15 protein-coding genes are annotated in these 15312 nt (G+C 46.9%); all 15 read right to left on the bottom strand.

All coding sequences use genetic code 11. From position 1 onward, the window contains the following. Nucleotides 1-131 precede the first annotated feature (131 nt). Entirely contained in the window at nucleotides 132-1757 is a 1626-nt protein-coding gene (locus tag ACX4JR_RS05245; protein ID WP_476059971.1) for an SLC13 family permease, read from the bottom strand. A gap of 160 nt (nucleotides 1758-1917) precedes the next feature. Next, the gene (locus tag ACX4JR_RS05240) at nucleotides 1918-2124 is read right to left on the bottom strand and encodes a hypothetical protein (RefSeq protein ID WP_476059970.1); all 207 of its coding nucleotides are present in this window, start codon (nucleotides 2122-2124) and stop codon (nucleotides 1918-1920) included. Nucleotides 2125-2250: 126 nt separating this feature from the next. Beyond that, on the bottom strand, nucleotides 2251-2397 hold the full coding sequence (locus ACX4JR_RS05235; protein ID WP_476059969.1) for a hypothetical protein: 147 nt from the start codon (nucleotides 2395-2397) through the stop codon (nucleotides 2251-2253). 1 nt (nucleotide 2398) lies between these two features. Continuing rightward, nucleotides 2399-2875 (bottom strand): hypothetical protein, encoded by a 477-nt coding sequence (locus ACX4JR_RS05230; RefSeq protein WP_476059968.1) that lies wholly within the window; start codon nucleotides 2873-2875, stop codon nucleotides 2399-2401. Between the two features lie 190 nt (nucleotides 2876-3065). Then, nucleotides 3066-3251, bottom strand: a complete 186-nt coding sequence (locus ACX4JR_RS05225; protein WP_476059967.1) for a transketolase — start codon at nucleotides 3249-3251, stop codon at nucleotides 3066-3068. A 228-nt stretch (nucleotides 3252-3479) separates the two neighbouring features. Next, nucleotides 3480-5378, bottom strand: a complete 1899-nt coding sequence (locus ACX4JR_RS05220) for a methyl-accepting chemotaxis protein (protein ID WP_476059966.1) — start codon at nucleotides 5376-5378, stop codon at nucleotides 3480-3482. Between the two features lie 158 nt (nucleotides 5379-5536). Continuing rightward, nucleotides 5537-5989 carry a universal stress protein gene (locus ACX4JR_RS05215; RefSeq protein WP_476060477.1) on the bottom strand — a complete coding sequence of 151 codons (453 nt, stop codon included), beginning with the start codon at nucleotides 5987-5989 and terminating at the stop codon, nucleotides 5537-5539. Nucleotides 5990-6135: 146 nt separating this feature from the next. Beyond that, a complete protein-coding gene (locus ACX4JR_RS05210) occupies nucleotides 6136-6381 on the bottom strand; it encodes a hypothetical protein (protein WP_476059965.1) in 246 nt (81 codons plus the stop codon). A 228-nt stretch (nucleotides 6382-6609) separates the two neighbouring features. After that, complete coding sequence (locus tag ACX4JR_RS05205) at nucleotides 6610-6987, bottom strand: response regulator (protein ID WP_476059964.1); 378 nt, start codon at nucleotides 6985-6987, stop codon at nucleotides 6610-6612. Further along, entirely contained in the window at nucleotides 6959-8470 is a 1512-nt protein-coding gene (locus tag ACX4JR_RS05200; RefSeq protein WP_476059963.1) for a sensor histidine kinase, read from the bottom strand. The genes ACX4JR_RS05205 and ACX4JR_RS05200 overlap by 29 nt, the downstream gene beginning before the upstream one ends. 238 nt (nucleotides 8471-8708) lie before the next feature. Continuing rightward, the gene (locus tag ACX4JR_RS05195; protein ID WP_476059962.1) at nucleotides 8709-9173 is read right to left on the bottom strand and encodes a CBS domain-containing protein; all 465 of its coding nucleotides are present in this window, start codon (nucleotides 9171-9173) and stop codon (nucleotides 8709-8711) included. A gap of 80 nt (nucleotides 9174-9253) precedes the next feature. Then, complete coding sequence (locus tag ACX4JR_RS05190; RefSeq protein WP_476059961.1) at nucleotides 9254-9742, bottom strand: CBS domain-containing protein; 489 nt, start codon at nucleotides 9740-9742, stop codon at nucleotides 9254-9256. 592 nt (nucleotides 9743-10334) lie between these two features. Continuing rightward, a complete protein-coding gene (locus tag ACX4JR_RS05185; RefSeq protein ID WP_476059960.1) occupies nucleotides 10335-11528 on the bottom strand; it encodes a 4Fe-4S dicluster domain-containing protein in 1194 nt (397 codons plus the stop codon). A gap of 218 nt (nucleotides 11529-11746) precedes the next feature. Beyond that, a complete protein-coding gene (locus ACX4JR_RS05180; protein ID WP_476059959.1) occupies nucleotides 11747-13972 on the bottom strand; it encodes a hydrogenase iron-sulfur subunit in 2226 nt (741 codons plus the stop codon). Continuing rightward, nucleotides 13965-15245 (bottom strand): FAD-dependent oxidoreductase, encoded by a 1281-nt coding sequence (locus ACX4JR_RS05175; protein ID WP_476060476.1) that lies wholly within the window; start codon nucleotides 15243-15245, stop codon nucleotides 13965-13967. Before ACX4JR_RS05175 ends, ACX4JR_RS05180 begins: the two co-directional genes overlap by 8 nt. Between the last annotated feature and the right edge of the window lie 67 nt (nucleotides 15246-15312).

The raw sequence follows: 15312 nt of genomic DNA, 5'->3' as shown, positions 1-15312 counted from the left end.
ATTTTTGGACCCTGCCAAAATCCATTTGCAACACCCATCAATAAGTCGCGGCTCTTTAATACTGCCGTCAAAAAAGATTAAGGGCCCCTTTTTATAAAAGGGACCCCGGGGAGGGAGAGAGGAAAATAATTTTAAGAGGGCCAGGGAAGGAAGTTCCAGTAACCGAAGAAAGCAACGGCCCACATCAGCAGCAGTGATATTATTACGGCCGGTATACCGTGCACAATGAAATCGGTCACCGATAATAAGGGTTCGCCCGTTTCGGGATCGCGGGCCATGCTGTAAGCAATGGCGTTGTTCACGGTACCGACGATCATGGCGTGGGCAAAAGAGGAACTAAAGGAGCACGCCAGCCCCACCTTCCAGAGGTGAACTCCCGCAATAGCAGCCATGGGAAGAATTACGGGACCAATCGCCCCTACCGTAGCGCCGTCGCTCATGAAGTTAGTGATGATGGTGGTGAGAATGCTGACGGCGATAACAATGCCGCTTCCATGGGTTATGGCCTCGGGCATCAGGTCCAGGAAGGACCGGGCCAGCCAAAGGGCGCCGCCCGTGCTTTTCAGGGCCACCCCCATGGCGCAGGCCGCCGCGTAAAGCAATACCACGTCAATGGGCACGCGGTCCTGCATTTCCTTCCACGTCATCACCCGGGTGAGTAACATAAGCAGCGCAACCATGGCCGTGGTGCCGCCCAGGCCGTAATCGTCGCTGAAGAAAATCCACAGTATCACCAGCAAGCCGAACAGTATGGCCATGCGCAGCTCCCTGCCCCGCAGGGGACCGATGTCTTCCACGTTCTTTTTCATGATCTCGGCGATATTGATGTTGACAGGAATCTTGCGCCGCACAACAAAGTAGAGGTAACCGCCCATGGCCAGCGCCAGCACGGGAACCACGGGCAAGCCGTACATCATCCACTGCCCGAAACTGATGGGCATGTTATAACCGCTGAAGTAACCAACCATGATGGCAGCGCGGCCGCCCACAGCCGGGGAACCCGAGCCCCCCACGTTGGCGGCGAAGCAGATACCGATGAAAAGCAGCACGGCCAGGTGCTTGCTGTGCTTGACTCCCATTTTTTCACAGCCGGCTTTGTAAACCAGCAGCAGCACCGGGCACAACAGGGCCACCAGGGCATGTTCCGAGAAAAACCCGGCTACCACCGCCAGCAGCACGAAGAATATGGTTACAAACCCGCCCAAGCCCTTAATGCGCCCTAAAAGCAGGTAACCAATCCGGCGGTCCAGCCCGGTGACGGAAACCCCGGCAGCCACTGCCAGCACGCCGGCGATAAACCATACAGCGTCTTTCAGGTATGCTTTACCGATTTCATTAATGGGCAAAATATGAAAAAGGTAAAGAATAACACCAACCAAAACGTTGGTAGCTCCCAGCGGGATACACTCGGTACCCCAGCAGAGTGCCGCCGTAAAAAGTAGCGCCACGCACACTTTGGCCTGCCTGGCAACTTCCATTGGTGTAAGGCTGGAACCCATTAACTTATTATACGAATCCACAAAAGTATGTGTCCCCGCTTTAAGGGAAGCTCCCAGAGGGTCCTTTTCCGTCATCAAGCTCAGCATGCTGTCCGGCACGGGCGCCAATACCATGGCTATGAAGAAAATTGCCAGCGCCAGAATGATGATGGGCCGCTGTCCGGGCACACCAACCCACCAGGACCACTTCGTCACTTCATCTAGCCAGGATCTCGCTGTAGATTCCGGAACAGTGGCAGTGGTTTGCGGATTTGTCATTTGGACACCCCCAACTCAATAAAATGAACTTTAAACTATAAGTCCATTTGCCCTCTTATTGCTGTCATCGCTGGCTGGTATCACCCCCAAACCATTTTTTGATTATGCAAGACAGGTCTCCCAGTTATTAAGAAACCGGCCCTGTCGTTGCCCGGGGTATCTACTGCGCCCTCCAAACCCTTGTTTTCTGGAACTGGCGTTGAACTTTCTTTTTGATCTTCGGCTGCACCAGCTTGTGGGTTCTTATGGCCTCGTAAATAAGCACCGGCTGCCCCTCGTACACCCGGAGCTTAACTTCTCCCCATCCCACGTGACGTATAAATTCCACCAATTTTTTCTCTTGAGGTGTTATTTCCTTAAATTCCATCCTTTAGCATCCCCTTTCCCCCGTATAAACTCAGATATAAAAAGCCGGTACCAGCTTTTTTAAGCGGCACCGGCCTATCGGTTTATCGATTCGGCCTTGAAAATCTTAATTTTTACCAATAGCCCTCTAAGATCCGAAATAAGCCTGATAAAAGAATATGGATGCCAGAACCAGTGTTATAAATACAACCACCTTTTTAATCTTTTTTACCAGAGGACTGCCCTCGTGCTTTTTGGAACTAACCTGCCTGGAATTACCCCTCTTTTTTTTCACGTTATCCCCCTTCCTTTGCGCCAAGGCAGTGCAGTAAAGAAATACTATTAAGAATGTTGCTGAACATACTGCCTTCTTTCGCAGCTACAAATCTTACGTCCTCGATACGAAACTTCCCCTTTTCCTGCCTGACTTGAACCAGCATGTCCCGTGACCCGGGGTCCCCAGGAAGTCTAACCCTGGCCGTGGGAAAACCATTAGCATCGAAATACATCCCGGTAATGAAAGCATTGTCAAAATACCCCCGGCTGTAATACAACTTAAGGATATCATAGCTGTGAAAACCTTCACCCTTAAACAAATCTTCACTAACCAGCTTGTTTGCCTTATCCCAATCCTCCAGCTGGAGACATAGCAACCACAAGTTAACTGTTTGCCGGTGCTTATACAGGTCCACCCATTCTACTTTCGCCTTGTAGGCGGCAAAACCGGTTATGGTTAATACCAGCAGGGAGATCAATATCTTTTTTAGTTTCATATAACCGAGCCCCATTCCCGTAAATCAACTTTAAAGTTGATTTTTCCCAAATCTCCCGGTAAATTTTGCTCGCCAGCTTTTTAAAATAAGACCGGCATACCCCAGCCCGGAACCTTCCCCGCGCAAAAAGTACTACCGGGAAGGTATGCCGGCCAATTCCTAATCCCGCCAAACCAGAACCGGATACATCTCAACGGTTGCTGCCGGCGGCACGGCTTTGTGAAACCTCAACATCCTCCAGTTTCTTGGAATTGATAACTTCATAAATAACCACCGGTTGACCGCTTTCTATCCTGATTTTTATCTCTCCCGATTTTACCCGCCGGAGAAACTCCAGAAGCTGTTTTTCCCTGTTAGTTAACTCAATATCCAGCATTGCCCTTTTCACACTCCCTTAAATGAAAAGGCCGTTACTCCTCCGCCAGTACTAAACCGGAGGAATAACGGCCTATCGCTGTTCGATTCAGCCCGCTGGTTTTATTCTTCTGTCGCTTTGAATGTAACAAAACCCTGTAATGATGTCAAGGACTTTTTTATAATTTTTTTCACAAACCTGGAACTTTTTATGCCGGGCTGCCCGCCAGCAGGGCCACTGAAAACCACTTTACGATTCCACTTTAAACCTTGCCGCCGCCTGCTGCAGCTCTTCCGCAATGCCGGCCAGCTGCTGGGCGGCGCCGGCCACTTCCTGAACAGTGGAGGAAATCTGCTGGCTGGCCGCCGACAGCTGCTGCGTACCTTCGTTTACCTGTTCGGCCCCGGCCGCCAAGCCCTTAATTGTTTCAGTGTTATTCCGCACCGCCTCTATTATTTCTCCCAGGGCGCCTCCCGCACCGCCGGCCAGCCGGACCCCTTCATCCACTTCGGACAGGCCCCTTTCCACGGCCGCTACCGCCTCGCTTACACCCGATTGAATTTTTTGGATTAATCCGGTAATTTCGCTGGCCGCCTGCCCGGACTGCTCGGCCAGCTTGCGCACCTCCTCGGCCACCACGGCAAATCCCCGACCGTGTTCCCCGGCCCTGGCCGCCTCTATGGCCGCGTTGAGGGCCAGAAGGTTGGTCTGGTCGGCAATATCGGTTATGCTACTGATGATTTGCCCTATCCGGCCCGATTGCTCACCCAGCTGGTGCACCGCCCGGGAAATTGCCCGGCTGTTTTCCGCTATGGCGTTGATTTTTTCCAGGGCCTGCTGCACGGCACGGCTGCCCTCTTCCGCCACTTCCTGCATGCGGGCCGAGTCCCCTTCCGCCGAGCGGGCGCTTTCAGCGCTCCGGGAGGAGGTGGCGGCCACTTCCCCGGCGGTGCCGGCCATTTCTTCCACCGTGGCGCTTACTTCTTGACCGGAAGCGGCCAGCGCCTGGCTGTGGGACGATACTTTCTCGGAACTGTCCTTCACCCTGGTTACAATATCCCGCAGGCTGGCCACCATCTGGTTAAAGGCAGCAGCCAGCTCGCCAATCTCATCGGAAGTGCGTATTTTTACGCTTTTGGTCAGGTCTCCCCCGGCTACCTCCCTCACGTTCGCCAGAACTTCCCCCAGGGGCCCGGCCAGCTGCCGGGCCAGGAGCAGGGAGAGGGCGAGCCCGATCAGTACCGCCACCATTCCCCACATCAGGGTGAATTTGCGCAGGGCCTCCACAGGGGCGAGAAAGTCGTCTACCGGTGAAGTGAGGGCAATGGACCAGCCCTTCCCTCCGTACTTGCCCCAGCCGTCCAGCGGCACATAGGCAACGTATTTATCCTCCCCTTCAAAGGTGTAGCGGGCAAAACCGCTTTCACCGCGTATCATTTTCTCCCCGGCGGCCTTAAGGGCGTCAATGCCCATTTCCAGTATGTTGTCCCGCAGCACCATTTCCCGGTCGGGATGGGCCATAAGTACTCCCTTTTCGTTAACCAGGTAGGCATACCCGCTCTTGCCGGCCTCCTGCTGGAAGGCGGCAAATTCGTCCACCATGGCCCAGATGGTGTCTTCCAGAAGCAGGCGGCTGGTAATAACCCCGATAATGTTTCCGCTGCTGTCCCGTACCGGGCAGGCAAAGCTCAGAACGGGCTTTTGCAGGTCGACGCTCATGCGCACGTCGGAAATGTACAGGTCCCCTGCAATAGCTACTTTAAACCATTCTTTGTCGTCTTTCATCACCCCCACGTGACCGTCGCTGTCGGCTATTTGCAGACCCCTGGCATCCGTAAGGGAGATGGAATCGTAACAGCCGTAGTCCTGCTTGAAGCTTTTGAGAACGGCTGATTTTTCCGCGGCAGGCACGTCCATACTGGTCAATTTGGGGTGCTTGGCCATAATTACAACATCCCTGCTGCGCTCGTAAATATACTTGTCAATCATGTCGGAGTAGATTTTGGCGTCGGTCAAAAGTCTTTCCCGGGTATAGGCCACCAGCATGGAGCGGGACTTGTTGTATGACTGGTAACCTATTATCATTGCCGTCAAAGCTACTAATACTATAATACCCAGCACAAGCTTGGTTCTTATTTTCATCTTCATGTTAATTCGGGCATACAGCCGTTTTCTGCCCTGTTCACCACCTTTCTGCCTGGCAGGATAAGCCTGTGAAAACCTTGAAGCCGCCCCGTGGATCAGTTATCTCTACCATTGATTGAATTACCGCTTATTCCAAATTTGAGAATTACCATCTTTTCTTTTTATTTAACCAGAAGCACCGGGCATGGGGACAACTGCAGCACCTTGTGGCTGACACTGCCCAGGAATATTTCCTGCATGACACTCAAACCGCGGGTTCCCATTACAATCAGGTCAACACTATTTTTGCGAGCGTAGGCAACAATTTCTTCAGCGGGATTCCCAAAACTATGATCGTAGTAAACATCCAAACCTTTTTTCCTGAATACGGATGTCGCTTCTTTTAATATCTGTTCCCGTACTTCGGCAAAAACCTCTTTGATATGTTTAACTTGTTCGCTGGCGTTGGAAGCCATCCACTGCAGGTCTCTCTCTAAAAATCTCAAAGGTACGCGGTCTACAGTAAAAACAACAACCCTGGCCTTCGGATTAATTTCAGCCAGTTCGGCGGCGACTTCTGCAGCCCGCATGGAACATTCCGAACCATCAACGGCAACTAAAACTTTATTAAAAATTTTTAAAACCCCCCTTACCGATTTCTTTATGTACTGGCTCCATTTATAACCATACTCCGGCGCTCTATAAAAAAGGCCGTTACTCCCTTATAACAATAAGGAATAACAGCCTATCGTAGTTCGATTCGGCCAAACTTATTTAATTTTTAGCCCAAGCAAATTTCCACCACTTCAGCCAATGACTTTATGTTTCCCCCGCCATCCTTCCTGCCGCTTCTCTTACCACTACCATTGAGCTTTTCTTCCAATCGAACGGTACGGATGGCCTCGTAAATCATCACCGGCTGGCCATTTTCCACTCTTAATTTTACTTCACCCCAACCCATTTCGCGTAGAAATAATATCAGTTTCTTCTCCCGGTTCGTTAAACTATAGACCCCCTTTTCATTCACAATGCCACCCCTCTTCAAAAGGCTGCTTGCTCCTGACACCTTCTTAATTTTACCTCTTACCAATTTTCTGTGATAGTGCTTACATTCACAAGAAGGTTTTCCCTCCCCTTTCCCTTTTTTATTTACTTCAAGCTAGCAAAACCCCTTAATAATGTCAAGGCTATTTTTGGCTCCGGATTAAATTCATAATTTTTGAAATTTTCTTTTGCACTGTATCAAGGTCAACCTCTAATTATCTTCTTCTTCACATACCATTCTTCTAACCGTTGCCCGCAAATCAGACATGCTGAAGGGCTTGATAATATATCCTGTTGCATCTTTGGATAAAGCTTCATAAGCCACATCCATGCTTCCGTGACCTGTAATCAGGATAACCGGCACATCCGGGTCAACCTCCCTTATCTTTTTGATCACCTCCATCCCATCCATATCCGGCATTTTCCAGTCCACCAACACCGCCGCCGGCTTTTCGCTGAAAAACAATTCCAATCCCTCTATCCCCCCGCCGGCCGAAATTGTTGCAAAGCCCTCCCTTTGCATAGCCTTTTCAATAGCCCAGCACATGTCTGGTTCATCATCAATAATTAAAATTTTGGGTTTCATCATTTTGCTGATTTCCTCCTTTCACCGGTAAGGATACCGTCATTTCCGTTCCTTTACCGGGTGTACTGCTGGCAGTAATTTTCCCCCCGTGCACTCCCACTACCTGCTGGCAAATCGCCAGCCCCAGGCCGCTACCGCCGTCCTTGGTAGTGTAAAAAGGTTCAAAAATATGGGGCAGGTCCTCTTCGGCGATACCACTACCGGCATCTTTAATGCTTATTAAAATCCATTCCCCGGCATGCCGGGTGACAATCGTTAAAGGCCCGCCCTGCGGCATGGCCTGCACGGCGTTAACTATGAGATTCAGGAAAACCTGCTTCAGCTTCTCAGAGCTCCCGACCACCAGGGGCAAATTGTCTGCCAGCTGAACATCCACCTCCACATTTCGCTGGCGCAGTAAAGGATGTGAAAAATCCACCACATTGAGTACCAGGTCATTAATATTTAAAGTCTCTAATACTCCATCATCGGGGCGCCCAAAATCGAGCAGTTCATTAACGGTTTTGATTTGGCGGTCTATTTGTTTTTTAATTCTATCTATATAATTGGTGATTCCCGGGCATTCCTTCAAATCATCTTCCATTACTTCCACGGTAGCCTTTAACACTCCGAGCGGGTTGCGTAATTCATGGGCAATTCCTGTCACCAACCGGCCCAATGCAGCCAGGAAATCAGCCCGCCGCAACTGTTCTTTTAACTGCTGCCGTTCCGCCAAACCCTCAGCCATTTTATTGATGGCCTTTGTAATCTGTCCCATTTCCCCTGGCATGGGCGCCAGGCGAAAATTGATATCATGCTCCAAAGTTTCCAAACCTTTTTTTATCTTTTCTATGTTATGGGTCAGGTTAAGTATTACCAGGGAAAGCCCGGCTGCGCTGAGACAGAATATAATTAGGGTGGCATAACGTGTTATAAGACGAAAATGATAACTTTTCGCAAATATGGGATGTAATCTTTCCTCTGCCCATACCACGGCAACTGGTTTCCCGTTAACCATTACCGGAAGTAAACATTCTAAAAATTCATCGTCCCACGTTCGCCCAACCCTGACTATAAGGTCCTGTGTGGCAAGGGCAGACCGTATCCCGGCGGAAACCTCCCTGGCCACACGCCGTTCCCGCCGCGCCTGTTCTTCCGGTGAAAGTTCACGATACTGGTGTAAAAATCCTTCAATAAACATTTTATCGCTTTCCACCAGGTACAAACCAAGACGCACACCTTTATTTTCAGCAGCCAGTGGTTTTGCTGTCTCAGTAAAAGTAGCTATCAATTTTTCTTCATCCGCCGGCACGGCATATTTTTTCAATTTAGATGATAGTTCGACTACAATTTCAGTTAAATGTTCCTCCTTACTTTCCAAAACAACTTCATCGCTTTTACTTGCATATAAAAGGTCGTAAAGCATTACAAGTACCGGCACCACGAGAACCACTAATAAAATGGCTAAAAGTTGAAACCGCAGGCTTCTTTTTCCCATAAATATCATTTAATCCCTTCCTTATTATGTAATATTAGGACGGTTCCTGGGTAACCGGTGTCAAACGCAGCATTCAAGTATTTTAAAAAATTGTTTACTTAATTCGCGTTGAAATTTTTATATTCCTGCTTAAAAATAAAAAGCATACCCCCGTTAATAAAATTAAGGGTATCTTGCTAAAAAATAGAAATTAAATAAAATTTTTTTAATTTTTTTTAATTAAAATTAACTTTTTATAAAGTTAAGCCTATGCCGGCTGTCGAAGCAGTTCGCTAAATAAATCACCAATAGATACTATTCCCAACAGCTGCCCTTGTTCCACCACCAGTGCCGTCTCCACCTCACGTTCATTGAGAGTATGGGAGACCTTCATTAAAGTATCATCCGGGCCCACCACCACCGGCGGCCGCATCAGTTCCTTAATCTTACGCCTGGCTATACCACGCCACCGGTCAGTAAAAAGCCCTTCCCAGAAAATTTCCATTTTTATGTCGCCTTTGGTGTACGGTGGTTCGAGAAGATCTAGCAGGTCGGTCCAGCTTACAATTCCTATTATGGTATCCCTCTCTTTAACCAGTAGCATGGTATCTGCCTTCCCATCCTTTGAAGCCTGCACAAAGGCAGCTACCAGTTCCTTTATGGTATTATCCGGACTCAACTCCATCAACGATGGATCTTTCATAATGTCCCGCACCCGTTTTTCACGGAACATAATATCCCCCCTGGTTTTTATTACCTTGTCTGATTTCAGCAATAGTTAAAATATTTTTAATTTTTTAAAGTGAATTTCCTCTAATCTATTTCCTCAGCTTCCTGCAAAACTTCCCTGAATACTTGTACGGCTTCAATTACACCAACCATAGTTTGACCATCCAGCACCGCCACTGCGGGCATCTTACTTCTGTTTAAAAAATGCATTACTCGCATTAAATTGTAATCTACCTGCACATTAATCATCTCACTAGGAGTAAAAACGTTATATACCCTTTTTTCTTTTAAATTGCGAACTTGTTGTGTCCATAGACCCTCCCAAAACACCGGCACTGACCATGAACTAATATGAAAGGATTCTGGTTCCAAGACCTCAAATATATTACGCATGGTGATCAGGCCAACTGGCTTTTCATGATCCTCCACAACGGCAACATTGTACTGCTTCCCTTCTTTATTGAAAGCAAACATTAGCCGGACTACCTTAAGCATATCGTACTGAAGGGCAACTCGTGGAAATTGTTCCAACGGTCTCATTATATCCCGTGCTTTTTTTCCATTATCACTCACCTTTTGTTTTCAAACTTTTAAAGCCTGCTTTATATATAAATTATTGATATCCATCAATTCATCAATTACAGCCTTCAACTATATAATAAAATGCAGCAAATTTCGTGCCAATGCCAGAAAGGGCGTAATGCCTGGATTTTTACTTTTAAATTGCAGAACTTATTGTATGATATGCAACAATTATCGGTATTTCTTGCTTTAAAAGCAGCATCCAAATAACTCCTTGCATTTCTCATGAGCACCGGACTTACGAATTAAAATATTGCTCCCAGGGTTTTCTTTTAATAAGTTGAATATTTTTGAAGAAAATGGATAATGTGCTTACTTACGATACACTATATATATTATTTGTCAACTTTATACACGCAATAACTTTCAATTATTTTTCAGATTTATTGCTAATCCATGAAAATAAAAGCTAATAAAAATTAACTTAATTTTTTATTTATGGCATTATAATTGCTTGGTATAGTATTAAGGAAGTTTTTTCGGAATAGTTTGTTTTTACTTAAAGTTCCCCAGGTAAAAAATAGCGGCCAGCATTTAAATTGCTGGCCGCTCGCAAAGCCGAACACCAATATATTCAGTTTACTTAACTTCCGCTCTGAACGGATTTGCTTTCCGCTCTTCTCGCTACCGGCATGCCCAGTCTCAGGCTTTCTTCATACTTCTTCTTTACATTAGCCAGCACAATAGTAACAGGCCTGTAAGCCAGGTGGGACCACTTGGCAAAGGGAACTTCGAAAACTAACATGGGAACGGCAACCATTATATGAAGTGCGTACACTACATATGTTAATGTAGGGAGACCAGTAGCTCCGATAGACCTGAAAAGATGAATAAGAATACCTGTAAAGGCCGTCAGCCATAACAGAATCAGGAAGACCCAGTCCGTTGAATGGGTGTGCTTGTATGGCGCCCTGTCTTTCCGTAGCCGCCCAATTATGGCGTAAGTTGTTCCGTAAAGGAGACCAAAGGTTGCATAATAACCTATCAGGTTATAGGGATGGTAAATCGGCCGGACTTCATCGGTCTGGAAAGCAGGCAGCAGGCCACCTATTCCGCTGAGGAGTACTACTACCAGGAAGAATATGGAACAGTAGGAAGTCATGATTAAAAGGTGGATAAACCATTGCCTTTGGTCATGACACTTGGAAAATCTTTTCTGGGTAATAAAATGAACGATCAGTTCCTTTATTTCAGAAAGGTACATACTCAGCGGTATTTTTTGCAACAGGTCCCCCATTTGGAACTTGGCCATCCTGTAAACATTACTTAAGAGGAGACTTGCCAGTATGGCGGCCATTGCCAGGTCAAGGAATTCAATAACATGAGTACTAACAAAACTGCTTAATCTGGCTTTCTCCAGGTCAGGATTCGTATTGGCGAAAAGCAGGAATCCCAATCCAATTAAAAGCGCAAAACCTACAATGGAAGCGATTTCAAAGGTCTTGGAGGTATAAAACCTCTTGGAAAAACCAGTCCAGTCATACTGGGCCGTAAGATACCGGCGAAGTCCCATCATGGTTTCTCCCGGATTAGCCCCCCTGGGGCAGAAATCGGAGCACTCACCACAGTAATAACATAACCAGGGTTCCGGACTTGCAAGTAGTTTATCCTTCAGGCCCAACTGGACATATCTTACCATTTTTCGGGGGAAAGACTCGCCATCTGTGGACAGGGGACAAACTCCCGTACAAAGTCCGCACTGGTAACACCTGTCAGCATCTTTAATGCCGTATTTTTTTACTTCATTTTTAAGATTGGGGTCCAATCGTATAGCCATCTTTTGCCTCCTTTCAATTTCAAAATAAATAAAAATCACTTTTAAAAATGAACTCACAGAAATAACTATTTATGGGAGGCTTTTACAAATAAATACACTTGAAACTCAGGACGGCTGCCTGCCGTCCCTTTTTTATAAAATCAATAATTGAGAGGTGATGGGCGATGTTTAAAACAAGCCCATCATCTCTCAAAAAGCTCCAGACAAATCTTAATAAATTATTGGAAATCTTTCATTGGGTTCGGACCCAGTTCATCAAGTTCCTCGGCAAATTCATCCAACATCTTTGGAATCTTATCGTAATCCATAATGGTTACCTGGGCCATACGCACCCGCTCGGACTCCAGGCCCAGCCTGTCAAGGGTTTCGGAGACCTTGCTCAAACGATACTCAGCCAGCTCACTACCCTTCATGAAGTGGCACTGGTAATCTTCTCCGTGCTTGCATCCCAGCAGGAATACCCCGTCAAAGCCCTTGGACATGGCATCGTTAATCCATATAAGGTTCATGGATCCAAGGCACCTCAGGGGAATAATCCTTACCCAGGCATTATAGTTAAGGCGGTTGATACCCACCATATCCAGTGCCGGGATGGCATCGTTTTCACATGCGAATACTAAGATTCTCGGTTTCTCCTCATCTTCCTCAGGTACTTCAATGGCTTTAATCATATTGCCAATCATAGGTACCGAATAATTCTTGAAGGAGATAATCCTTTCCGGACAGGCTCCCATGCATGTTCCGCACCTTCTGCACCTGGTGGGATTGGGCAGCGGGTTGGCCTTTTCATCCTCATTAATTGCCCCGAAGGGACATTCCTCCGTGCAACGCTTACACTGGGTGCAACGGTTCATGTAAAATTCCGGGTAGGACATATCCCCTGCCCTTGGGTGAACAGCCTTTCCTTCAGCAGTGGATTCAACGCACTGAATAGCTTTCAAGGCTGCTCCAGTGGCGTCCTCTATGGTAGTAACAAGATCCATGGGGGCCCTTACGCTTCCCGCGGCATAGATCCCCGTCCTGCGCGTTTCGTACGGGAAACAGATATAGTTCGAATCGGGGAATCCGTGTTTCAATATGGGAATTTCGGGACCCTGCCGGTACTCCAGGTTTAACAAGTTCGCCTTAATAATCGGCGCCTGTTCAACCTTTTCCTCCTCATCGGATACCGCAGCAGCTTCACTTTCTTCGGAAGACTCTTCTTCCAGTTCTTCTCCCATGGAGGCAGTGGATACCATTCCATTGGCCAGAACCACCAGGTCAAATTCATCTGCCTCGGTCTTTTCACCAATTAACACGTCATCTAAAGTAATGGCCAGCTTTCCATCCTTTTCTGCTACCTCATGAATTTCTGCGTATTTTACAAATATTACTCCTTTCATTTGCGCAGTTTTATAAAGGTGCTCGTACTGGCCGGTGGAACGGATATCTTTATAAAAGATATATACAATACCGTCAGGATTTATTTCCTTAAAGGCGATAGCCTGCTTTATGGATTCAACACAACATGCTGCCGAACAATAGGGCAGGTGGTTCTCATCCCTGGAACCGGCACATTGAATGAATCCAATTTTATTTATACCACTGAGTTGCCCGCCGGCAGCCATCTCTTCAAATATCGCATGGGTAATAACTTTATCAGATTTGCCAAAACCGAGGTGTTCAAGGTTTTTCGGGTCATAAGGCTTGGCACCGGTGGCCAAAACAATGGCACCCACTCTTTCCTTAATTTCATTACCATCTTGTTTAATAGTAACGTCAAACATACCCGGGCCGCCCGCCGTTTTTTCAATCCTGGCAGCCGTATATACGGTAATGTTGGGATTATTTTCCACCTCTTTAATCAGTTCAGGAACGCAATTATCCACAAGCTCCGTAAACGGTTCCTTGGTAGGAGCCATTTTATACAATTTAGCTGCCCAGCCACCCAAAGACTTTTCTTTTTCAATCAATAAGGTTTTATAACCGGCCCTGGCGGATTCCAGAGCAGCCGTTAAGCCGGTGAGGCCGCCGCCTACCACCATAACGGTTTTAACCAGTTCTTCACCTTCAGGTGAATAAGGCACAGGCAGTTCCATCCTGTACAGCTTAGCAAGGCCCATACGTATATAGTCTTCGGCCATCATTTGAGTATCTTCATTATTGGGCGGCTGCGTCCAGATAACTTGCTCCCTCAAATTTATCCTTTCTACGAGAATCTCTGGACCAAAGTCAAAAACATCGTAATTTACCCGGGAAGAACAGCCGGCAATGGCCACTGCATTAACTTCACCGGATTCAATATCCTTTTTAATCAACTCGGTGCCCTCTTTGCCGCACAAAAAAGCATGATTCTTGCAGACCGCAGCCAATTTATCCTCGTCTGCGCCGGCAAGGGCATCAATGTCCAGAGCTTCACCAATTCCGCAACCGGTGCAGATATAAAGTCCAATCTTCTTATCCATTATTCTGCCCCCTCACCGTAGATTGAATTGCTTTAAGCACAGCTGCCGTTGCATCTTGCACGCAGGCGGCAACGTCCATGGGACGCTTTACGCAACCGGCAGCATATATTCCGGGCACTTGAGGGTCAGAGGCAATAAATCCATCTTCATCATATGACACCGCAGCGGGAACTTTATCATCCCTGGTTGACGGAGCCATACCGGTAGCCAAAACAACCAAGTCGTATTTTTGATCGGTAATTTTCTGGGCAATTTGATCTTCTGCATGCACTATCAATTGTTTGGTTTCCGGGTCTTCTTTAATTTCACCGGCCTTACCTTTAATCAGGTTTAAGCCAACTTCCTTCTCCACCCGGGTAAAGAAATCTTCAAACTTACCACGAGCCCTTATGTCAATATAATAAATGGCAATCTTGGCATCGGGATACTGCTCCCGAACATAGGTTGCCTGTTTTAACGTGGCAAGGCAGCATACAGAGGAACAGCAATGCAAGTGGTTTTCATCCCTTGAGCCGGCACACTGGATAAAAGCGATGCTTTTAATTTCTTTTCCGTCTGAGGGACGTATAATCTTGCCCTGAGTGGGACCATTAAAGGATGCCATTCTCTCCATCATTACGTTGGTGATTACATTTTCATACCGGCCAAAACCATAATAGTTAATTTTCTTAGCATCATAAGGTTCCCAGCCAGTAGCCCAGATGATAGCACCAACGTTTAATTTTGTAGTTTTTGCTTCCATATTAAGGTCAATGGCATCGTACGGGCAGACTTCCGCGCACTTTCCGCACTCACTTCCCTGGCAGGCATTGGCATCAATTACATATTTCATGGGGAAGGCAAATATATGCGGCAAATAAATGGCCTTGGTTTTATTCATGCCATAATTAAAGGAATTTTCCCTTTCGGCGGGGCATGCTTCCACACATTTATTACAGCCGGTACAATTATCATTTACATATCGCGGATTAGTTTTTACAGTAACTTCAAAGTTTCCCTCCGCACCGGAAATACTTTCAACTGTGGAATCAGTAATAACCCTAATTTTTGGATTTTTCTTGATCCTTTGGAAGTTGATTTCCAAGCCACAATTTGGAGGACACAGCTTGGGGAAATATTCATTTAACTGGGTAACCCTACCGCCTAAATAGGGGTTCTTCTCAACGAGAAAAACTTCACAGCCAGCTTCAGCAGCTTCTACGGCAGCAGTAAGCCCACTAATTCCCCCACCGACAACCAATATGCTTTTATTTGCCAATTCTATCACCCACATTTCCAGCTCTTTTAGTATAGTTATTACTATTACCAAACAATTCCTTAAGGTTCAACACACCCAGGGT

The sequence above is a fragment of the Desulfofundulus sp. JL263-se genome, from assembly GCF_056316025.1.
This window is presented reverse-complemented; position numbering and strand designations above follow the sequence as displayed.

Bases quoted from the DNA above. Each gene is read 5' to 3' on its own strand.
- ACX4JR_RS05245 (WP_476059971.1), bottom strand. From the start codon at position 1,757: ATGACAAATCCGCAAACCACTGCCACTGTTCCGGAATCTACAGCGAGA.
- ACX4JR_RS05240 (WP_476059970.1), bottom strand. From the start codon at position 2,124: ATGGAATTTAAGGAAATAACACCTCAAGAGAAAAAATTGGTGGAATTT.
- ACX4JR_RS05230 (WP_476059968.1), bottom strand. From the start codon at position 2,875: ATGAAACTAAAAAAGATATTGATCTCCCTGCTGGTATTAACCATAACC.
- ACX4JR_RS05225 (WP_476059967.1), bottom strand. From the start codon at position 3,251: ATGCTGGATATTGAGTTAACTAACAGGGAAAAACAGCTTCTGGAGTTT.
- ACX4JR_RS05220 (WP_476059966.1), bottom strand. From the start codon at position 5,378: ATGAAGATGAAAATAAGAACCAAGCTTGTGCTGGGTATTATAGTATTA.
- ACX4JR_RS05205 (WP_476059964.1), bottom strand. From the start codon at position 6,987: ATGATGAAACCCAAAATTTTAATTATTGATGATGAACCAGACATGTGC.
- ACX4JR_RS05200 (WP_476059963.1), bottom strand. From the start codon at position 8,470: ATGATATTTATGGGAAAAAGAAGCCTGCGGTTTCAACTTTTAGCCATT.
- ACX4JR_RS05195 (WP_476059962.1), bottom strand. From the start codon at position 9,173: ATGTTCCGTGAAAAACGGGTGCGGGACATTATGAAAGATCCATCGTTG.
- ACX4JR_RS05185 (WP_476059960.1), bottom strand. From the start codon at position 11,528: ATGGCTATACGATTGGACCCCAATCTTAAAAATGAAGTAAAAAAATAC.
- ACX4JR_RS05180 (WP_476059959.1), bottom strand. From the start codon at position 13,972: ATGGATAAGAAGATTGGACTTTATATCTGCACCGGTTGCGGAATTGGT.
- ACX4JR_RS05175 (WP_476060476.1), bottom strand. From the start codon at position 15,245: ATGTGGGTGATAGAATTGGCAAATAAAAGCATATTGGTTGTCGGTGGG.